At 62.5% G+C, this 20,003-nt stretch carries 17 protein-coding genes and 1 pseudogene; 5 read left to right on the top strand and 13 right to left on the bottom strand.

Annotation, left to right across the window (positions count from 1 at the left end; translation table 11 throughout):
• Positions 1 to 187: 187 nt before the first annotated feature.
• Positions 188 to 340 (bottom strand): annotated as a pseudogene (locus tag A7317_RS30615) (ribonucleotide-diphosphate reductase subunit beta); the annotation flags it as partial.
• A gap of 298 nt (positions 341 to 638) precedes the next feature.
• On the opposite strand from A7317_RS30615, the gene A7317_RS12500 reads away from it, so the two are divergent.
• Complete coding sequence (locus A7317_RS12500) at positions 639 to 1,265, top strand: helix-turn-helix transcriptional regulator (protein WP_024075194.1); 627 nt, start codon at positions 639 to 641, stop codon at positions 1,263 to 1,265.
• Here A7317_RS12500 and A7317_RS12495 read toward each other — a convergent pair.
• Positions 1,253 to 1,633: a RidA family protein gene (locus tag A7317_RS12495; RefSeq protein WP_024075195.1), complete on the bottom strand. Its 381-nt coding sequence runs from the start codon at positions 1,631 to 1,633 to the stop codon at positions 1,253 to 1,255. The two genes, A7317_RS12500 and A7317_RS12495, sit on opposite strands and share 13 nt — an antisense overlap.
• Positions 1,630 to 2,595, bottom strand: a complete 966-nt coding sequence (locus A7317_RS12490) for a threo-3-hydroxy-L-aspartate ammonia-lyase (protein WP_024075196.1) — start codon at positions 2,593 to 2,595, stop codon at positions 1,630 to 1,632. The genes A7317_RS12495 and A7317_RS12490 overlap by 4 nt, the downstream gene beginning before the upstream one ends.
• A gap of 266 nt (positions 2,596 to 2,861) precedes the next feature.
• On the opposite strand from A7317_RS12490, the gene A7317_RS12485 reads away from it, so the two are divergent.
• Both A7317_RS12485 and A7317_RS12480 read left to right on the top strand, forming a co-directional pair.
• Positions 2,862 to 3,380, top strand: coding sequence for a sigma-70 family RNA polymerase sigma factor (locus tag A7317_RS12485; protein WP_024075197.1), 519 nt, complete (start codon positions 2,862 to 2,864; stop codon positions 3,378 to 3,380).
• Positions 3,377 to 4,294 (top strand): FecR domain-containing protein, encoded by a 918-nt coding sequence (locus A7317_RS12480; RefSeq protein WP_069075933.1) that lies wholly within the window; start codon positions 3,377 to 3,379, stop codon positions 4,292 to 4,294. Before A7317_RS12485 ends, A7317_RS12480 begins: the two co-directional genes overlap by 4 nt.
• Here A7317_RS12480 and A7317_RS12475 read toward each other — a convergent pair.
• The 3 genes from A7317_RS12475 to A7317_RS12465 are packed head-to-tail and all read right to left on the bottom strand — an operon-like array spanning position 4,291 to position 6,798.
• Positions 4,291 to 5,001, bottom strand: a complete 711-nt coding sequence (locus tag A7317_RS12475) for an ABC transporter ATP-binding protein (RefSeq protein ID WP_069075932.1) — start codon at positions 4,999 to 5,001, stop codon at positions 4,291 to 4,293. The two genes, A7317_RS12480 and A7317_RS12475, sit on opposite strands and share 4 nt — an antisense overlap.
• A 2-nt stretch (positions 5,002 to 5,003) precedes the next feature.
• Positions 5,004 to 5,831, bottom strand: a complete 828-nt coding sequence (locus A7317_RS12470; RefSeq protein WP_069075931.1) for an ABC transporter permease — start codon at positions 5,829 to 5,831, stop codon at positions 5,004 to 5,006.
• A 10-nt stretch (positions 5,832 to 5,841) separates the two neighbouring features.
• Positions 5,842 to 6,798: an aliphatic sulfonate ABC transporter substrate-binding protein gene (locus tag A7317_RS12465; protein ID WP_069075930.1), complete on the bottom strand. Its 957-nt coding sequence runs from the start codon at positions 6,796 to 6,798 to the stop codon at positions 5,842 to 5,844.
• A 317-nt stretch (positions 6,799 to 7,115) separates the two neighbouring features.
• On the opposite strand from A7317_RS12465, the gene A7317_RS12460 reads away from it, so the two are divergent.
• Positions 7,116 to 7,331 (top strand): TOBE domain-containing protein, encoded by a 216-nt coding sequence (locus tag A7317_RS12460; protein ID WP_003173733.1) that lies wholly within the window; start codon positions 7,116 to 7,118, stop codon positions 7,329 to 7,331.
• A 71-nt stretch (positions 7,332 to 7,402) separates the two neighbouring features.
• On the opposite strand, the gene A7317_RS12455 is transcribed toward A7317_RS12460, so the two are convergent.
• The 7 genes from A7317_RS12455 to A7317_RS12425 all read right to left on the bottom strand — a co-directional run bounded on the left by A7317_RS12455 (position 7,403) and on the right by A7317_RS12425 (position 18,582).
• Complete coding sequence (locus tag A7317_RS12455; protein ID WP_069075929.1) at positions 7,403 to 11,950, bottom strand: dermonecrotic toxin domain-containing protein; 4,548 nt, start codon at positions 11,948 to 11,950, stop codon at positions 7,403 to 7,405.
• Between the two features lie 101 nt (positions 11,951 to 12,051).
• Positions 12,052 to 13,197 carry a MalY/PatB family protein gene (locus tag A7317_RS12450; RefSeq protein WP_069075928.1) on the bottom strand — a complete coding sequence of 382 codons (1,146 nt, stop codon included), beginning with the start codon at positions 13,195 to 13,197 and terminating at the stop codon, positions 12,052 to 12,054.
• A 153-nt stretch (positions 13,198 to 13,350) separates the two neighbouring features.
• The gene (locus A7317_RS12445) at positions 13,351 to 14,661 is read right to left on the bottom strand and encodes an MFS transporter (protein WP_024075204.1); all 1,311 of its coding nucleotides are present in this window, start codon (positions 14,659 to 14,661) and stop codon (positions 13,351 to 13,353) included.
• 282 nt (positions 14,662 to 14,943) lie between these two features.
• The gene (locus tag A7317_RS12440) at positions 14,944 to 15,576 is read right to left on the bottom strand and encodes an N-carbamoylsarcosine amidohydrolase (RefSeq protein ID WP_024075205.1); all 633 of its coding nucleotides are present in this window, start codon (positions 15,574 to 15,576) and stop codon (positions 14,944 to 14,946) included.
• A gap of 312 nt (positions 15,577 to 15,888) precedes the next feature.
• Positions 15,889 to 16,641, bottom strand: coding sequence for an Asp/Glu racemase (locus tag A7317_RS12435; RefSeq protein WP_024075206.1), 753 nt, complete (start codon positions 16,639 to 16,641; stop codon positions 15,889 to 15,891).
• 10 nt (positions 16,642 to 16,651) lie between these two features.
• On the bottom strand, positions 16,652 to 17,452 hold the full coding sequence (locus A7317_RS12430) for an alpha/beta fold hydrolase (protein ID WP_069075927.1): 801 nt from the start codon (positions 17,450 to 17,452) through the stop codon (positions 16,652 to 16,654).
• Positions 17,449 to 18,582, bottom strand: coding sequence for an FAD-dependent monooxygenase (locus tag A7317_RS12425; protein WP_024075208.1), 1,134 nt, complete (start codon positions 18,580 to 18,582; stop codon positions 17,449 to 17,451). The genes A7317_RS12430 and A7317_RS12425 overlap by 4 nt, the downstream gene beginning before the upstream one ends.
• 308 nt (positions 18,583 to 18,890) lie before the next feature.
• Between A7317_RS12425 and A7317_RS12420 the strand changes: the two genes are divergently transcribed.
• On the top strand, positions 18,891 to 19,943 hold the full coding sequence (locus A7317_RS12420) for a 2,5-dihydroxypyridine 5,6-dioxygenase (protein ID WP_024075209.1): 1,053 nt from the start codon (positions 18,891 to 18,893) through the stop codon (positions 19,941 to 19,943).
• Positions 19,944 to 20,003 lie beyond the last annotated feature (60 nt).

The following is a 20,003-nucleotide window of genomic DNA, read 5'->3' as shown; positions in this document are numbered from 1 at the left end:
GTCCTTTGCCAATCGAGTCGATACTCAGAATCTGATAGCAAACCGATGCGGATTACTTGTACGAGACTGCTAAGGCATTTGCTCCTGTCTGCCATAAAAAATCTATGGTCCCCCCATTTTTGCAATACTGATTAACGGGCGATGTGGTTGGCTTGCTTAAATCTATCCGGCGTCTGTTTGGGGCTTAGTCACTGGCGGTGACGGCGCGGGCTTCGATGGCGGCAGCGGCGCCGGCACCGTCGAGGCGGTCCATGTTGGCTTCGCTGGCGTGGCCGGCGTTGGCGCCCTTGATCACCGCTGCACCGGTGTCCTCGTTGTCGACTTCATCCCAACTCAGCATCGAAATACTCCTTCCTGGTCTGTTCTGACGGCATGTGAACCCGTCCAAAAATAGGTGATTTGCAGGCTACTAGGCATTGAAATACTGCGCGTAGTGTGGTCGATAAATACCGATGCTGCACACTATGTAGTGGTCTGTTTTGTTTGTGGGCACACTATATGGGGTGTGGTTCCAGTGGTCAACGGACAAGATGTGCGGTTTTCGGTCGCTGCCCGGTGCCCATTGGATGTCGCGGGCTGTGAAGTGAAGGGCAGGGTTCAAATTGACGCCCTGTCCAGGACTGGATATGTTGTCTTGCATGAAAAAGACCTCTCTCCAAGACACCACCCTGATCAGCCAGCTCGAACAGATTGCCGAAGGCTTGAGCAAAACCTTCAGCCCGTTCTGCGAAGTGGTGCTGCACGACTTGCGCGACCCGCAGCACGCGATCCTGGCCATCCATAACAACCTCTCCGGGCGTGCCCCCGGTGACCCGGCCACCGAGTTGGGTCTGGCACGTATCGCCGACCCGGACTACCCGCAGGTCATTGCCAATTACCAGAACCAGTTCGCCGATGGGCGCCAGGTCAAAAGCACGTCGATCGGCATCAAGGACGCTCGCGGCCAGTACGTCGCCGCCCTGTGCCTGAATGTCGACCTCACGCTGTTTCGTGGTTTGCAGGGCCTGCTGGAGCAGTTCGGTTCGGTCAGTGGCGACAAGCTCGGCGAGTCTCTCGATCCCTCCGGCGCCGATGCGATCCGTGCACGCATCGACCAGTTCGCCGCCCGCCTGGCAACCACGCCGCGCGCGTTGAAGACCGCAGATCGACGCGTGTTGATGCAGGAGTTGAAAGACTCGGGTTGCCTCGACATTCGCCGTGCCATGGAAACCGTGGCCTCGCACCTGGGTGTGTCGCGCGCGGCGGTCTATACCTACGCCAAGTAGCGCGCCAGCGCTTCGATCTCGACCTGATAACCGTGGTGCAATTGAGGTACCGGCACCACGGCGCGGGCAGGGCGGTGCTCGCCCAATGCGGCGGCGTAGAGCTGGTCGAATTCAGCCCAGTGCTGGACCCCGACCACATACACCGTGACTTTCACCAGGTCCTGTGGCGAGCCGCCCGCTGCCTTCAAGATGGCCAACAGGTTCTCCAGCGCCACCTGGGCCTGTGCGGCGAACGACGCCTCGGGGTGATGGCGCCCATCGGCGCTCACCGGCAGTTGCCCGGAGATATACAGGGTGCCGGCGTGACCGATCGCCTGGGCGTAATGGCCGGCCGGTTTGGCCGCACTCGATGTCTGGATGATCTTCATGGGGCCTCGCGGAGCAGGGCGGCGTATCGCTCGATATCCACGTTGCCGCCGGTGACGATAATGCCCACGCGCTGGCCCTTGAACCGCTTGCCCAGTTGGCGCAACGCCGCCAGGCCCAGGCAGCCGGTGGGCTCCACCACCATCTTCATGCGCTGCATGAAGAACTTCATTTCTGCCACCAGTTGCGCGTCGGTGACGGTAAGAATGTCGTCCACCTTGTCGCGGATGATTGGGAAGGTGCAGTTGCCCAGGTGCTGGGTCTGGGCACCGTCGGCGATGGTCGCGGGGGTGTCGATATGCACGATGCTGCCGCTGCGAAACGAGCGTTGGCCGTCATTCCCGGCCTCGGGCTCGACACCGTAGAGCAGGCAATCGGGTGCCAGGGCGCGGGTACTCAGGGCGGTGCCCGAGAGCATGCCGCCACCGCCCAGGCCCACGAACAACGCATCCAGCGGGCCGGTGAATTCCAGCAACTCCTTGGCCGCGGTGCCTTGCCCCGCGAGTACATCAGGATGGTCATAGGGTGGGATCAGGGTCAGGCCGTGCTCTGCGGCCAGGGTACGGCCGATCTGCTCGCGGTCCTCGCTGAAACGGTCATACAGCACCACGCTGGCGCCATAGCCCCGAGTGGCCGCGACCTTGGCGGCGGGCGCATCGGTGGGCATCACGAGGGTCGCTGGTATGCCGAGCAGGCCCGCCGCCAAGGCAATGCCCTGGGCATGGTTACCCGAAGAAAACGCCACCACCCCGGCCTTGCGCTGCTGCGGGTCAAACTGCGAAAGGGCATTGAACGCGCCGCGAAACTTGAACGAGCCACCCCGTTGCAGGTTCTCGCACTTGATGAAGACCTGGGCGCCGGTCTCGGCGTCGAGGGTGCGTGAGGTGAATACCGGGGTGCGATGGGCGAAGCCTTCCAGGCGTTCAGCGGCGGCGATGACGTCTTGGTAAGTGGACGTGAGCATGAGACGGGCCTTGTTGGAGTGTCTGGATAAAATATCCATAACAAGATAAAGAGTAAAGTTTCGATTGTACGCACCGGCGTGTTCGCGCTCGGGCTTCCCTGATCTTTGGAGGATCGGCATGGCGCACAGGGGGCCAAAACGTGACTTGCCGCGCCAGAACGCTGTAACGCTCTAAACCCAATGTTGAAAAGATCATGGTGTCACGGCAGGATATTAAATAGAATGAATCTCATTTGAGACTCAATCGCGCCGTGCAGGTGGTTGCCATGAATGATGCTGTTGTCCCGACGCACGCCCCCGAACTGACCCTGTCGAGCCTGTACCGTGAGCATCGCGGCTGGCTGGAAAGCTGGCTGCGGCGGCGCCTGGGCAATGCCTGGGATGCAGCGGACCTGAGTCAGGACACCTTTTTGCGGGTGCTCGCCAGTGCCCAGCCGATTGCGCAGATGCAGGAGCCACGGGCTTATCTGGTGACGGTGGGCAAGCGCCTACTGGTCAATTTTCATCAGCGGCGCAGCCTGGAACAGGCTTACCTGAACGCCCTGGCGAACCTGCCCGAAGCCTGTGTGCCGTCGCCCGAGCAGCGCTGGCTGGTGCTGGAAACCTTGCAAGCCCTGGATGAACTGCTCGACGGCTTGCCGGTGCTGGTGCGCCGCGCGTTTCTCTGGAGTCAGCTCGAAGGCTTGGGTTATCGCGAGATCGCCGAGCGGCTGGAGGTGTCGGAGCGCACGGTGAAACGCTACATGGCGCAGGCGTATGAGCATTGCCTGTTGGTGGACCTGTGAACCGTGAGATTGCGCGCGCCGCTGCCCAGTGGCTGGCGCTGCTGGAATCCGGCGCTGCCACCGAGCGCGATCACGTCGCGCTGCAGCACTGGCGTGACAGCCACCCGCAGCATGAACAGACCTGGCAAAAAGCCCAATCCCTGCGCCAGCGCTTCAGTGAGTTGCCCCAGGCATTGGCGATGGCCAGCCTCGACCGCCCGCAACCGGGGCGGCGCGTGTTGCTCAAGCGTGCGCTGGGCGTGGCGGCGCTGCTGCCGACCGCCTGGTTGATCAGCCGCCAGTTGCCTATCGAGGTCTGGCGTGCCGACCTGCACACCGCCACCGGCGAGCGCAAGCGCCTGTCCCTGGCCGACGGCGCCAGCCTGCAGCTCAATACCGCCACCGCGGTGGACGTGGACCTGGCGCAACGGCGTATCACCTTGGTGGAAGGGGAACTGGCCTTGAACGTGCCCGGCGCGGCCGCCCTCACGGTGGATACAGGCTACGGGCAACTGCGGGTCAGCCAGGCCGAGGTGTGTGTGCGGCAACTGACCGCTGGCTGCCGGGTGTCGGTCCTGAAGGGCGCGGTGCAGGTGCGCGACTTGAGCGGCAGGTTGGCGACGTTGCCGGGTGGCCAGCAGGCGCCGTTGAACGCTGGCGGACTGGGTGCATGGGCGCCGTTTGACGTGCTGCAATTGGGATGGCGCGACGGTGTACTGACCGCCCAGAACCAGGCGCTGGGGGACTTTTTGCGCGAACTGGCACGTTATCGGCCAGGTGTGTTGCGCTGGGATCCGAGCCTGGAGACGTTGCGGGTCACGGGGAGTTTTCGCCTGGATGACACCGACCGCGTCCTCAACCTGCTGGCCTCGACCCTGGGGCTTGAGGTGCAGGCGCGGACACGGTATTGGGTAACGTTGCGCAAGAACGCCTAGATCACATGAGCGCGCTGCAGGTGCGTCAGCGACAACGCCTTGAGCTGCGCCAACAACGGATCACGCCGGTCCCTTGGGTGCGGCAAGTCCACCGCCAGTTCCTGGCGAATGCTGCTCGGCCGGTTGTCCATCACCAATACCCGATCACTCAGGTAGAGCGCCTCATCCACATCATGGGTCACCAGCAACAAAGCAATGGCATGGTGCGCAGCCAGTTGCAGCAACAGGTCTTGCAGCTTCATGCGGGTAAACGCATCCACCGCGCTGAACGGCTCATCCAGCAAGAGCACCTGCGGTCGCGAATACAAGCCGCGTGCGATCGCCACCCGTTGCGCCATGCCCCCGGACAGTGCCTTGGGCAGCGCTTGGGCAAAGCCCGTGAGGCCGACTTCCTCGATCAACTGCCTCACCCAGGCCCGGTCGTAGTGCTGGTCGTCGCGCAAGCCGATGTTCTGTTCCACCGTGAGCCAGGGCATCAGCCGGGGTTCCTGGAACACAAACGCCACTTCACCTTCAGGGCTGCGCAACTCGCCCTGGAAGTCGGTTTCCAGCCCGGCGACGATGCGCAGCAAGGTACTTTTGCCGCAACCGCTGGGGCCGAGCAGGCTCACGGCTTCACGCGGCTGCAGGGCCAGTTGCACATCTCTCAAGACCGTGGTGCTGGCGAAGTTTTTACGCGCCACGCGAATATCCAATAAAGGTTGCATGCCTATCGCTCCGTGCCTTGGCCGTTGAAGGTGTCACGCCAGGCCAGGCAGCGTTTCTCCAGGGTGGCGAGCAAGCCATCGCTGACCTTGCCCAATAGCGCCAATACGATGATCGCTGCGAGCACGATGTCTGGCCGTGAGGTTTCCCGCCCATCGCTGAGCAGGTAACCCAGGCCCTTGGTGGCCGCGATCAACTCGGCTGCCACCAGGAACATCCACGCCAGGCTCAAGCCGCTGCGCAACCCGGTGAACAGGCCGGGCAGGGCGGCAGGCAACAGGATGCGGCGTACCAGGCGCCGTCGGCTGAACCCATACATTTGCCCGACCTCCACCAGCTTGCGGTCGATATCGCGTATCGCCGCGACGCCATTGAGGTACACCGGGAAAAACGCGCCGATCGCGATCAGTACGATTTTCGAGGTTTCATCGATGCCCAGCCACAGCAGCAACAGCGGCACCCAGGCCAGGCTGGGGATCGAGCGCAAGCCGGCGAAGGTCGGTTCCAGATAGGCTTCGGCCTCACGGCTCAACCCGACCCAGGCGGCGAATCCCAGGGCCAGGCTGGCGCCGATGGCAAACCCGAGCACCACCCGGCCGAGGCTGGCGCTGATGTGTTTCCACAATGCGCCTTCGGCCAGGTCCGTCAGGGTCATGGCAATCTCGCTGGGCGCCGGCATCTGGTAGGACGGCAGCCAACCCACGCGTACCACCGCCTCCAGCACCAGTAGGATCAGCACCGGCAACACCAGGCCCTTGAGCCGCCTTGGCCAGGCACTGCGGTTGATCGCCACGGGCGTGGCCAGGGGGAGTGCTTGGGTTTTGCTGGTCATCACGGGTTCCTCAGTGGCCGAACGAGGTGTCGATCAACTGGTCGATCACCTCGTCCACATTCACGCCTTTGCGCACCAACGCTTCGGACACCAGGATCGGTGCGGCAGCCTTGGACGACAGCACATCCTTGCTGCTCAAGAACGGCGTGCTCAGATCCGTACGCGACAGTTGCAACTTGGCCACTTCCAACGGCAGGCCGGACTCGTCGGCGAGCAGCTTGGCGAACTCATCCGGGTGCTTCACCGCCCAATCCCGGGCCTTTTCATAAGCGCCGAGCACTTTGGTGATGGTCTGTGGATGCTCCTTGGCGAACTTCTCGGTCACGCTGACGACGCCGTAACTGTTGAACGCCTTGTTGCGGTACAGCAGGCGCGAACCAGCCTGGATTTCGCTGGCGGCCATGTGCGGGTCGAGACCGGCCCAGGCGTCCACGTCACCTTTCTCCAGGGCCGTGCGGCCGTCGGGGTGCTGCAGGTGCACCAGCTCCACATCGTCCTTCTTCAACCCGGCTTGTTGCAGGCTGCGCAGCGTGAACAGGTAAGGGTCGGTGCCTTTGGTGGCGGCGATTTTCTTGCCCTTGAGGTCGGTGACGCTCTTGAATGGCGAGTCCTTGCGCACCACCAGGGCGGTCCATTCGGCGCGACTGTAGACGTACACCGATTTGATCGGGCTGCCGTTGGCCCGGCTCAATACCGCCGACAGGCTGGCGGAGGAGGCAAAGTCCACGCCGCCGCTGTTGAGGTATTCCAGGGACCGGTTGCTGCCCTGGCTCAATACCCAGCCCACCTTGGAGTGCGGCAAGGCTTGTTCCAGCCAGCCGAAATGCTTGAGCACCAGGCTGACGGGCGAATAGTAGGCATAGTCCAGGTTGACTTCGACAGGGTCGGCTTCGGCGGCCTGGGCCAGGGGTTGCAGGCACAGAACCAGCGCGCAGGCGCCGAGTAAGCGTTGAGTGAAGGGTTTCATGGAACAGCTCCGGCAAGGCGTTGAGAGAGGGCTTTTCTTATATTCATAAAAATGAAATGGCATGTTCCATCATGCTTTTCAGGAATATGCAGTCTCTGTGCCATCTCGTTTGCACGCGTATTTACGGGGCTTCGAAGGGCCAAGGCTGTTGTGAGAGGGGCAAACTGTTGATCAAGTGTCGGTGGTGCAACAGCTTGAATATATCCAAATAGAATAAATAAAGAGTTATATATTCCTTTTAATGTCTTTGCGGTTGGCGCATTTTGAGGGCCTGCGCATTCGTGCGGATTGACCCAACAGCCAAAAGGAAAGCCGACATGACCATTAAAGCGATCAACGTGCGCAACCAGTTCAAGGGCGTAATCAAGGAAATTCTGCTCGGGGAGGTGGTCTCTGAAATTGACGTGCAAACCGCGTCCGGGATTGTCACCTCAGTCATCACCACTCGCTCGGTGCGGGACCTGGAATTGAAGGTCGGCAGTGAAGTGATCGCGTTTGTGAAGTCGACCGAAGTGTCCATCGCCAAGCTTTGACCCACTGCACCGGTGACGGTAGCCGGCGGTGCTGGCCACCATCGCCGATGAAAGGCGTGTGGCTGAACCTCTCAATCGATGCGGTCGAAGATGGCGCGCAGCTCCTTGGGGGGCAGTACCCCCTTGCCGGTGCCTTCGATCAGCTCGAAGGTGCCATCGGCGTTGACAGTAATACCCGCTGAGCTGGCAATCGTCACCGTGACCCCCGGCCGCTCCTTGAGCAACGCGTTGAGCGGCTGCTGCCCATTGAGCGTTTGTCCGATAACCGTGGCCAACCCCTGAGTGGATTGGGTGTTGACCCCGCCGACCAGTATCACGCGCCCCCCCTTGTTCAATGACGCCAACAGGTTGTCCAGCAGTTGCTGGGCGTTGCCATCGCGCAGGCCCAGTTCCAGGTTGCTGCCGGTCAGGTGCATCAGCGTACGGGTCTGGTAGGTGCTGCCATTCCAGTCGCTGAGTACCGCCAGCGCCGAGCAGTCGCTCAGGCTGCGGGTCGACAGGGGGGCGTGGTTATTGCTGAGGGTGGTCGATTCGCCCATGGCCACGTGGACAGGGGCGGCCGGTTGCAATGATGGCGGGCGTACTGCCGGGGCCTTCGCGTTCCGGGGGCGCGACAGCTCGTAAGGGCGCTTCGGTTGCTTGACCAGGGTGTCGATCCAGTCCGGGTCGAGGGGGCTCATATTGGCTTGGCCGCCTTGACGAATCTTCAAGCCGGCGGCGTCCCATTTGGCCATGGTGGCCTGCAGTTGCTGCGTGTACTCAGACGCAGGGCAGGCGATGTCCGCCCAAGGGTCGACGACCCAGGCATCGGCCCAGGCTGGTCCGGCGAAGTCGGTTGTCGCGCTGACCGGGCCGGGTGGGCCGCCGATCACGGTGAACGCGTGCGCGTCGCCCGCGCGCCATTCTGCCGCCTTGCCGCCACTCTTGCCGATGATGTCCCTGGACAGCAGCGCCATTTCGCCGCAGTTGCCGGCACCGGTCTTCATGATCAGGTCGGGGCCGTTCGGCGCGCGCAAGTCGGCGGTACGGCGCAGCCAGTTGAGCGTCATGTCAGCCGCATCCGCCCGGGCCAGGTCATTCGCCGAACGCAGCTGGTTGCCAGGGCCGAGCCCGGTGGCCTTGAGCGCTTGCTGGACCTGGGCCTTGGCGTTCTCGGCGTAAAACCGGTTCTGCCGGGCGGCGGGCCAGCGGGCAAAGTCCGCCGGTTTTTCCAGCGCTGAAACCTGCTGTGGCCGCAGTGCAACGTCAGGCGGGGTGATGGCTTTGGCCCGCTGCAGCTGGTAGACCACTTCCCGCTGCTGCTCATCGGTCAACGCTTTGCACAGCTGTTTGAGTTCATCCACATCGGCTTTTGCATAGCCCGCCGCTTCGAGCTGCGGGTACACGCCCTTGAGCTTGGGCAGTGCGATGAAATCGGCATCCAGGGCCTGGGTGCTGTGGTTCAAGCCCAGGAACTGTCGGTAGCCTTGCACCAGGTCCAATTCGGTGGGGCTGCACTTTTTGAACGTGATATCGCCGGTCTGTTTTTTGTCCAGCGGGGCATAGTAGAACTCGGCGGTGTCCGCTTCCACGACCAGGTAGGGCTGGGTACCGCTGGTGACGACCACGGCCCTCAGTTGACGCTGGTCGTCAACGGCTTCGCTGATCTTGTTCAGCTTGACCACCCGCGTCTGTTCCGCGAGTGGCCCCAAGGTGTTGCCTGGATAGAACCCAAAGCCCGGGTCGGCCACGAGCTTGCCGCGGACCTGGCGTTTATAGGTGATGCGCTTGGCGTCGTTGACCGGCACCAGTTGTGAGCCGATGTCGGTTTCAAGCATTTTATGCAGGCGTTTTTCGTGGATCACCCAGCGGTCCTTGCTGAACAAACTGGGCTTGGAGGGGAACAGCCGCACATGCTCCAGGGCCTGCAGCTGTGCCTTGGGCTCGGGCAGGTCGTTAAGGATTTTGGCGAAGCATTCGTCGTTGGCGCCGCGCCGGACACGCCGCCCCGCCGCGGGGGCCGGGCAAATCGCCTCGAAATCGTCCAGGGGCTGGGCAGGCTCCTGCGCTTGGAGGTCGGTCAGCTCCCCAGGCCGGGAGTCTCGGTAGCGATAGATCCTGTCACCGTCGACCAGGTCGTAGCCGTTGGTTCGGGGCAGGGTGTAGGCATTCGGCGTCAGGGCGTGGTCAATCACCTGGGCGCGCTGGCCGTCTGAAAACACTTCGTTGCGCAGCGGGAGGACGGCGGGGCGTTCGCGCGGCAGGTCAAACGGGTCGCTGGCCACCGGGTCCGTGCCGCCCGCGACAGCGAACAGCGTATTGAGCACACCGTCCAGCGCCGCGGATGCGCCCTGCCTGCGTTCCGCCTGGGTATCGCCGGAATAGGCTTTCTCTGCGCCCAACGCCGTTTCTGCAAGACCGGTGGCGGCGGCGATGCCCACGACCACCGGCTCGCCAATCACCGCCAGCTTGGTCACCAGGCCCGCCGCTGCGGTCACATCGTTCAGCCAGGTATCACGGGTCACCTCGCTGTTGGATTTGATCGCGATGTCCGTATCGCTGGTCATGCGTTTGCGGGCCGCGTCCGTCATGGCGCTGAATACATCGCCCTGAATGCGCACATTGGCTTGATCGATCACGGTGCCTTCGAGATTGTCCCAGTACCCGCTGCCCAGGTACTTCAAGGCGCGGTCCACGCCTTTGTTCGATTGATCGTCGCCGGTGAAAAACGTCTTCAAGCCTGTCCAGAAACCGTTGTCGTTGTCCTGCCGATCTCTGAGCGAAAAATGTGATGCCAGCGCCTTGAGCTTATCGGGATCCTTGCCTTGCTCGGCGACCCATTGGTCCATTTTTTCCAGGGAATCGAAGCGAAGAAAGGCCGGTTGATGGCCTGGAATGTAGAGGATCTGCACGCCGTCGCGACGGTCGCGCACCGATCGATACGTCTCGTCGTGGCCGGTAAAGCGCAGGATATCGCTGGATTGAAAGCCGTTGATATCAAACACGTGGGTCGACACCTTGACCGGAGCCGTCGCCTTCAGCTGTTCGACGGTCAGGGGCCGATGCTCCTTCAGTGGCAGGTTGGACGCGGCTCCCATCACCCACTGATAGTCGTCATGGGTAAACCGCTGCTCAGGCGGCATTTTCTCACGTTCGGCCGGCGAAGCCTTTTCGTACGCCATGCGTTGCTGGCGCGCCTGGGCGACAAAATTGCCCTTCAAGGCCATGCGGTAGTCGTCGCCATGGTCTTTCCAGAAGCGCGCCTGCCGGGTCGCCGTGAGTTCCTGAAAGTCGGTTTTCCAACTCTCATGCATCAGCCTTGAAGGGGTGAGCGGGAACTGATTATGCACGCCATAACCGCGTTTTTTGCTCTCGCCGGTACCCACTGTATAGAGCCCGGCATCCTGGTCGAGCACGCCCGGCGTCCAATCCTGCTCGCCGAAGTTGCTCAGCAGCGCGTCCGGCAGGCGCTGGGAGCGTAACGGCTCTGTGCCCAGGTGTTCCCAGCCGGTGACGGTGGGCGCCGAATCCGCGTTGTAGAAGCGATTGAGGAACACGGTGTCAGCATCGACCTTGCGCCCAGTCAAGGTGAAGATGATCTCTTCGGCCCACTTCTTCGCCTCGTTGCGCACGTTGGGGAGCGCGTTCTGCATGGACTGCAAGCGCTGCGCGTAGCGGGATTTTTCGCGCAGGTCCACAGGGTTTGGCGGCCCGGCTGCTTTCAGGTCGCGTAGCAGGCGCTTCAACTGACCGGATGTTTTGGGTGGGCGCCTGCCCGACGCCTGGAGCACCTGTGCCAGGCTGGCGCGAGCGGCCATGCCGTTGTGGTGCTCCTGGCTGTAGGAGGAGCCTGGATGCACGCTGATCTGGCTGCTGTTCAGGCCTCGCGCCAAGGCCAGGAGGGTTTCTGGCGGCGCGGGCAGGCCAGCCAGCAGTCGGGCCAGGCCGGCGATCAGGTGATGTCGGTCATGGCTGTCACCGACCACGCGCTGTTGTGCGGCCAGGGCGGCCGCGCCGCGCAGGGGGTCAGTGTCGGTGATGGGCGCAAACGTCTGTTTGCGGGCCGTGGTGTTCAGCGCATTCGAGTCAGCTTGGCTGATGCCATAGAAGCGCAGCACATCCTGGGCGCTGGCCACGTCGTACGGCTTGGACGGGTAGTCGAGCAGTCGTCCGCTGGAGGGCGGCCAGAAACCCAGGGCTTGTACCGCCTGGATCAGCGGCCCGGCCACTGCCGCAAAGCCGGAGTGGTCGTCCAGGCTGAAGGTCTTGGCTTGGCCATCGACGGTGACTTCCAGGGTATTGGGCCCGGGGTGGAACTGTACGTTTGACGTTGAAATGTTATTGGCCTTCATCCACTGCTTGAAATCTGGCGTGCGCAGGGCATCGTCCAATTGCTTCAACCAGAGCCCCAGGGTGGAATGGGGCGGGACGTTGAACAGTGAGTCCGGGCCCGAAAGCGGATGGTCGAACGGCGCGGGACCGAGGCTTTGCACCAGTTGGCTGTCGCCCTGGTGCCTGAGCGTTTCGCGGCTCGACGGCGGCGAAATGGTGTAGGCCGGTTGATTGCGGGGAGCCTCCCCTGTGTAGGAGTTAAGGACGAGCACAGGGGGCAGGGCGGTGTTCTGGATTGATTGCGTCATGGGATGGCTGGCTCCGCGAACGTTTCTACAACTGGACTGGCCCCGCCAAGGCGTGGACCTGATCTGTGTGGGAAACGTCGGTGTTGCGGTTCCAGCCGATTTCAGCGGTTTTGTAAGCTGCGCTCCAGGCGTTGAATACCCTCTTCGAGCATCGCTCGGGGGCAGCCGAAGTTCAGGCGCACGAACTGCTGGCTGTCATCGCCGAATTCGATACCGGCGCTCAGGCCGACCTTGGCCTGTTCGAGGAAGAACTGCTGCGGGTCGTCCAGCCCCAGGGCGCTGCAATCCAGCCAGGCCAGGAAGGTGCCTTGCGGTGCATGCATCACCACGCCGGGCAAGCGGGTTCGCACCGCCTCAAGCAAGTAGTCGCGGTTGCCTTGCAGGTAGTGCACCAGCGCCGCCAGCCAGTCGCTGCATTGGCTGTAGGCCGCGCGGGTGGCTTCCAGGCCCAGGGGGCTGACACTATCGACCATGCCGCAACGCGCGTGGTTGAAGCGCTCGCGAATCTCGGCGTTCTGCACCACGGCAAAGCAGGTCTTCAGGCCGGCCACGTTGTAGGCCTTGCTCGCCGACATCAGGGTGATCGTGCGCTGCGCGATCTCCGGGCTGAGGCTGGCGGTGGGGATATGGCGACGCCCATCGAAACACAGCTCGGCGTGGATCTCGTCGCTGATGATCAGTGCGCCCTGTTCCAGGCACGCGGTGGCCACGGCCAGCAGTTCTGCGCGGGGGAAAACCTTGCCCACGGGGTTGTGCGGGTTGCTCAGCAGCAGCGCGCCAGCGCCGCTCAGCGCCTGGCGCAAGGCGGGCAGGGGCGTGAGGTATTCGCCGTCGATGCAGTCGAACGGCACTTCGATACGGGGCAGGTTCCAGTGCCCGGGGGCCAGGCGAATCGGCCGATAGTTGGGGGTTTGCAGCACCACCGGTTGGCCGGGTTGCACGAAGGCGTGCAGGGCCATGTTGAACCCCGGTTCGACGCCGGGCAGGAACAGCAGCTCTTCGGGTTGCACGCGCCACGCGTACTTGGCCCACAGGTCGTCGACAATCGCCTCGCGCACATCCGGGCCGGCCACGCTGTAGCCGAGGATCTGCTGGTCGAGACGCTCGTGCAGGGCTTGCAACACCGCCGGCGGCGCGGCGATGTCCATGTCGGCGATCCACATTGGCAAGACATCTGGCGGGTAACGGTTCCACTTGGTGCTGCCGGTGCCGAGGCGGGGGTGGATCGTGTCGAAATCAAAACTCATGGGGGGCTCGTGTCGGAAAAGGCGGGGGCAAGAATGGCGCTGATTCTAGCGCCATTCATTTGCCGATGCGCAACTTGCCGCAGGTGTTCAGTCGGTCAGTCCCCAGCGTTTCAGAAAACCTTGCAGGGTGATTCATCCGAGAAAGTTGGGGTATCAGCGATTCACCAGTTTCGCCGGCAAGGCGATGACCAGGAAGCTGCTGAGGATCAGGCAACCGGCGAAGAACCACAACGCACCCGCGCTGCTGCCGGTGACGTCGATCGCCACGCCCATCAAGGAGTTGCTCACCAGGCCCGCGATGTTCGCCACCGAGCAGGCCAGGGCGAAGCCGGTGGCCGCCGCGGTGCCTTTGAGAAAGGTCGCCGGCAGGCTGAAGAACACCGGCACCGCGCCGATGATCGCCGCCGAGGCAATCGCGAACAGCACCACGGTGGCAGCCACGTTATGGGTGAAGAAGGTGCTGGTGGCCATCGCGGCTGCGCCAATGAAAAACGGCACGATGATGTGCCAGCGGCGTTCGCGGTGCTTGTCCGAGCTGGCGCCAATCAGCAGCATGCCCAGCAGCGCGGCGACACTCGGCAGCGCGGTGAGGATGCCGATATGGAAGGTGTCGGTGACCCCGGCGTTGCGGATAAACGTTGGCATCCAGAACCCCATGGCGTAGGCGCTGAGCAGGATCGAAAAGTCGATCCCGCCGAGCATCCACACCTTGAGGTTGAAGAACCCGTCACGGAAGCTGTGCTTGCTGCCGGCACCGTCGGCGTCATCCTTGCGCAGCTCGCGTTCCAGCAGGGTCTTTTCCTCGATCGACAGCCATTTGGCTTGTTGGTAGCTGTTGGGCAACGCCCAGAACGTCAGGACGCCGAGCAGCACGCTGGGCACTGCTTCGATCAGGAACAGCCACTGCCAGCCACGCAGGCCCGCCATATGGTCGAAGTGCCCCATGATCCAGCCGGACAGCGGGCCGCCGATCACGCTGGACAGCGGCAGGCCGATCATGAACAACGCAATGATGCGTCCGCGCCGGTGCGTGGGAAACCAGGTGGTCAGGTAGTACAGCACCCCAGGCAAAAAGCCCGCTTCGGCGGCACCGAGCAAAAAGCGCAGGATGTAGAACTGGGTGGTCGAGGTGACCAGCATGGTGCAGGCCGAGAGCAGGCCCCAGGTGATCATGATGCGCGCGATCCAGATTTTTGCGCCGACCCGCTCCAGCACCAGGTTACTCGGTACTTCAAAGATGATGTAGCCCACGAAGAACAGGCCGGCCCCGAGGCCGAACGCGGTTTCGCTGAACTGCAACTGGTCGAGCATCTGCAGTTTGGCGAAGCCGATGTTGATCCGGTCGAGGTACGCGGCCAGATAGCAGAAGCACAGGAACGGGATCAGCTTCCAGGTGATCTTGTGGTAGAGCGTGTTGACGGGATCGGCGACCGTGGTCGCGGGTGCTGCATTCGCAATGGGCATTGGGGTGTCTCCTGGCGGTGACTTATGGTTTTTATGCTGCCGCTTTGTTCCAGCACTTCGGCGTGCTGTACAAGCGACGTCCAAAGGCAGTGTCAGAAGACTGAGGGGGTCGGGTTGGCCTTTACCGGTGGCGAGGGAGCCTGCTCCCGTCGAGCAGCCCCAGAGTGCTGGGAGCGCTGCGCACTCCAACGCGAGCAAGCTCGCTCGCCACCGGTAAGGTGCCTGGCTTCAGGCCTCAGTTTTTTCAAGACCGCGCTCTACGGCGCAGTTCTTAGTAACGTCTTATTGCTCCCTGAATTTGCTCATCGCCTCCTGCTTGCTCACCACGTCGCCGTACTTGCTGTCGATATCGAACAAGTTGGCTTCATGGGGCGCCGGGTGTCGATCGCCGACGCACTCGCGCACGACGATGGTGCGAAACCCGTGTTGCACCGCGTCCACCGCCGTTGCACGAATGCAGCCACTGGTGGAGCAGCCGGCCAGTACCACTGTGTCGATGCCCTGGGCGTGCAGCATCGGGGCCAGGCTGCTGCCGAAAAACGCGCTGGCGTATTGTTTGGTGATCACCACTTCATCGGCCTGGGGCACGACCTCGGCGCAGAACGCGGCGAGGGGGTTGCCTTCGACCATGTCCTTCATCACTGGGGCCTTTTTTACCCAGATACCGCCGTCGACGAAATGGCCGGGATGGTAGCGGATATTGGTGTGCACCACCGCAATCCCGTGCTTGCGCGCGGTGGCCAGCAGCTCGACGCTCTCAGCCACGGCAGTCACCACGCCCGGCGCGAACAACGGTGCGCCTTCGGTGGTGTAGCCCTGCATGAAGTCGATCATCAGCAAGGCGGCTTTTTTACCGAAGCCGATGCGGTTGCCCCAGACGCCCTGGTAGTTGGCGTTGGCGGATTGTTCGCTCATCGTTTCAATCCCTCATATTTGGACAGTGCACTTACCCTGTGGTGATGGAGTTTGTTGGGGTCAGCTCGCCTGGTGTGGTGAGCCAGCCTGTAGTGGCAAGTGGACCTGTTGTGGCGAGCGGGCTTGTTGTGGCGAGCGGGCTTGCCCCGCGTTGGGCTGCGTAGCAGCCCCAATAAAGTCGCCGAGTTCTTCCTGAAAAAACCGTGGCGCCTGGGGTTAGGGCCGCTTCGCGCCCCAACGCGGGGCAAGCCCGCTCGCCACAACAAGCCCGCTAGCCACGACAGGTCAGCTCGCCACTTCTCCATCTGCGCTTCAGTACGCGCCGGAGAGCAGGGCGCCGGCGCCGGGAACGATGGGTTCCAGGTCCAGGGCCTTGAGCATGGCGTAGGTGGTGGCGATGGCGGCGGTGAGCACTGGCTTGCCGGTTTGTGCTTCGACCTTGGCCACCACCGGCAGCGACTGCATCTGCACGCAGGCCGACAGCACGATCACATCGACGCCTTGTAGGTTCATTCCGGCGACAATGGCCGGCAGGTTGGCCGGATCGTGACGGGCCACGTCGAGGTTGTCGGGGATCTCCAGGGCGCGCCAGTCCACCACCTCGAAGCCTTCTTCGCGGATGTAGTTCACCACCAGTTCGGTCAGCGGCTTCATATAGGGCGCGACAATCGCGATGCGCTTGGCGCCCATGACTTTCAAGCCTTCGATCAGTGCCCCGGCACTGGTGATCACCGGGGCGTTGGCGTCGTTATCGGCAGTGGCCTTGCGCAGGCGCTGTTCGGAGTTGCGGTGATAGCCCAGGCCCATGGCCATGATCGCCACCAGGCACGCATAGCCCAGCACGTCGACCTTGGCGTCGGACAGTTCGACGGCGCAACGATCGGATTCGCCGTCCATCGCCGCCAGTTCTTCCTTGCGCACTTGCTTCATGCGCATGCGGCTGGAGTGAAAGGTAAAGCGCTCGGGGCGGATCGCCTGGCGCGCGGTGAGCATCGCCGGGATCTCGGTTTCCATGGTGGTGTTGGAGCTCGGCACAATCTGGCCAATGCGGTAAAGCTTCTGCATGGTGGTGTCCTTATTGTTGTACGAGGAAGTCGCCTAGGGCGTGGAAGAAGCCTTCGAGGTCGTCCCACGGAATCATGTGCCCGGCATTCGGTACGCGGGCGACCTGGATGCTCGGTTGCAGGGCCTGGATTTCCGCGATGTCGTCATCCAGGATCACGCCACCACGCCCGGCCACCATCAACAGGGCCGGGGCCTTGAGGTGCGGCAGGTCTTGGTGGAAGTCCACCGTGTGGAAGTCATTGAAGGCCCGCACGATGGCCGGTTCAAAGCAGGTGTGCAGCCACTCGGCGCGCAGTTGCAGTTGCGCGTCGGTCCAGGTGGCGCAGAAGGTGCGCATGGCCTCTGCGTCCATGCCGATCAGGGATTGGCGGATCGAGTCGACGTACCACGGCAGTTTGCTCGGGTATTCACGCCGGCCGGGGCCGGACACTGGTGGGTCGATCAGCACCACACGGTTGACGCCCCTGGGGTGCTTGACCGCGCTGCGTACGGCAAAGCGCGCGCCCATGGAATGGCCGACCAAGTGGTAGCTGTCCAGGTGGAGTGCATCGGCAAAGGCGCCAATGTCCTCGGCGCAGGTGTCTGCGCTGTAGTCCAGCCCAGGTCCGGTGGAGGACAGCCCACGCCCGCGCACGTCCAGCACGTAGGTGTCGAAGTGTTCGCCCAGGCGTTCGGCGACGAACCCCCAGGTGATTGCAGGGCTGGTGATGCCCGGGATCAGGATCAGCGCCGGCCCTTTGCCGCCGTAGCGCAGGTAATGCTGGCGAATGCCATTGGCCTGCACGTTGCCGCCATAGAGGAGGGTGCTCACGCGGCCACCCCCGATTTCAGCTCCTGGGCGTACAGGTCATAGCCGTAGACCCAGGCCGGATCTTCCTGGGTGCGCAGCCAGGTGTTGGCGTTGGACACGGCCTGCACGCGGGACGCACGTTCCTTGCGGTTGGCTTCGTAGAGCTGGAAGGCGGTGCGGTAGTCGCTGATCCCGGTTTCCTGCAGGCAGCGGGTGAGCATGGCGGCGTCTTCGATGGCCATGCCCGCGCCTTGGGCCATGTGTGGTTTCATCGGGTGGCAGGCATCGCCCAACAGCACCAGGCGGCCGCGGCTCCACAGCGGCAACGGGTTGCGGTTGCGCAGCGGCCATTTGGTCACGCTTTCGGTGGATTCGATCAGCGCCTGCACGGTGGGGTGGTAACCCTTGAACGCCTCGAACATCTCTTCGCGGCTGCTGTCGACGAAGGCACCCTGGAAGTCCCATTCGGCATGGGGCACACCGGTCACGTAGTAGTACTCGTCGCGCTTGCCGGTGGTGTAGTAGACCATCATGTGACGGTCTTCGGTCCACCACTTGATGCAGTCCTCGAACGTGAGGTCGTACTTGGCCAGCTGGTCGCCACGGATCAGCGCGCGGTGCGCGACCCAGCCGCTGTACAGCGGTTTTTCCACGCCGAGCAGTTCTTCGCGGATCTTTGAGTTGATGCCGTCGGCGCCGATCACGATATCGGCGTAGGTCACTTCGCCGTCGGCAAAGGTCAGGCGCACCTGGGTATCGGTTTCTTCAAGGGTTTCCAGGCGCTTGTTGAAGTGCAGGGTGCCGGGCTTGAGGGTGGACATCTGCAAGGCGTGCAGGTCGCCGCGGTGCACGGTGATATAGGAAGCACCGTAGCCGGTGAGGGGGATGCGCGAGAGGTAGTCGCCGGTTTCGCCGCAACGGCTGAACCAGTGCTCGGGGTGCGAGCCCATCAGGTCCAACTGCTTCTCGATGCCCATGCGGCGGAAGATTTTCATGATGTTGGGGCCCATGTGGATGCCCGCGCCCAACCGGGAAAATTCCGGTGCCTGCTCAAAAACGTCCACGTCGAAGCCGGCTTGTTGCAACAGGGTGGCTGCCGCCGCGCCACCCAGGCCGGCACCGACGATGGCGATTTTTTGTGTGCTTCCCATGGGGCGTGTTCCTCTCTCTTTTTGATTTTTCGGCGGTATCTTTCCGCAAGGTTTTTAAAGTGTATACGCTCATTTTTTGAAATGGGAAGTCCATCGTTGAAAATTTATTTTTGGGCGTCAATCGGCCTGTGTAACGCTTGGTAGCCATTAAATATTAGGTTTGTGTGGGTTGGTAACGGTTTGGCGCGGCGCTTGCAGTCGGCCTGCAATTCAGGTCTTATCGTTATTAAATGGCGTATACGCTATAAAAGTGCACTAGAGTGAAGCGCAATGCCTGAACTTGGTGCAACCCAACAGGAGACAGGAAAATGCCGGTAAGCGATTGCGAACTGACCCAGATGTTTGAACATGTGCTGCGGTTGTCGAAGGTCGATGCGACCCAGAGTGTGGCCGTGCTCAAGAGCCATTATTCCGACGCGCGTACCGTGCGTGCCGCAATGGACGCGGCGCAGCGCTTGGGCGCCAAGGTGTACGCAGTGGAATTGCCGTCGTTCAACCATCCACGGGCGATGGGCAATGACATGACCGCCTACTGCGGTGACACCGCACTCACCGGCAATATCGCCGCCCAGCGTGCGCTCGAAGCCGCCGACCTGATCGTCGATACCATGATGCTGCTGCACTCGCCGGAGCAGGAGCAGATCCTCAAGACCGGCACGCGCATCCTGCTGGCTGTGGAGCCGCCGGAAGTGCTGGCGCGCATGCTGCCCAGCGAAGACGACAAGGTGCGCGTACTGGCGGCCGAACAGATGTTGAAGAAAGCGCGTTCGATCCACGTCAAATCCCGCGCCGGCAGCGATTTCCGCGCCGCCTTGGGGCAGTACCCGTCAGTGACTGAATACGGTTTTGCCGATGAACCTGGGCGCTGGGACCACTGGCCGAGTGGTTTTCTGTTCTCCTGGCCTAACGAAGAAACCGCCGAGGGCGTGCTGGTGCTGGACATTGGCGACATCCTCCTGCCGTTCAAGACCTACACCCGCGAGAAGATCACCCTGGAGATCGAGAAGGGCTTTATCACCGGGATTCATGGTGGTTTCGAGGCCGAATACCTGCGCGACTACATGAAGTACTTCAACGACCCTGAGGTGTACGGCATCTCCCATATCGGCTGGGGCTTGCAGCCGCGGGCGCAATGGACCGCCATGGGCCTGCATGACAAGAACGACGGCATGTGCATGGATGCGCGGGCGTTCTATGGCAACTTCCTGTTTTCCACCGGGCCGAATACCGAGGTGGGCGGCACGCGCAAGACGCCGTGCCATATGGATATTCCGCTGCGCAATTGCGACGTGTACCTGGATGATGAGGCGGTGGTGATTGCGGGGGATGTGGTGGCCCCCGCAGCGTCCTTGGCTCGCTGAAGATCCCGTGTGGGCAGGGGGCAAGTCCCCTCCCGCATTTTTGAGTGCTTTCAGGCGATG

The sequence above is a fragment of the Pseudomonas fluorescens genome, assembly GCF_001708445.1.
Taxonomy (GTDB): Bacteria; Pseudomonadota; Gammaproteobacteria; order Pseudomonadales; family Pseudomonadaceae; genus Aquipseudomonas; species Aquipseudomonas gorinensis.
Note: the sequence above shows the minus strand (reverse complement) of the source record. Positions and strands in the feature narration are given on the sequence as shown.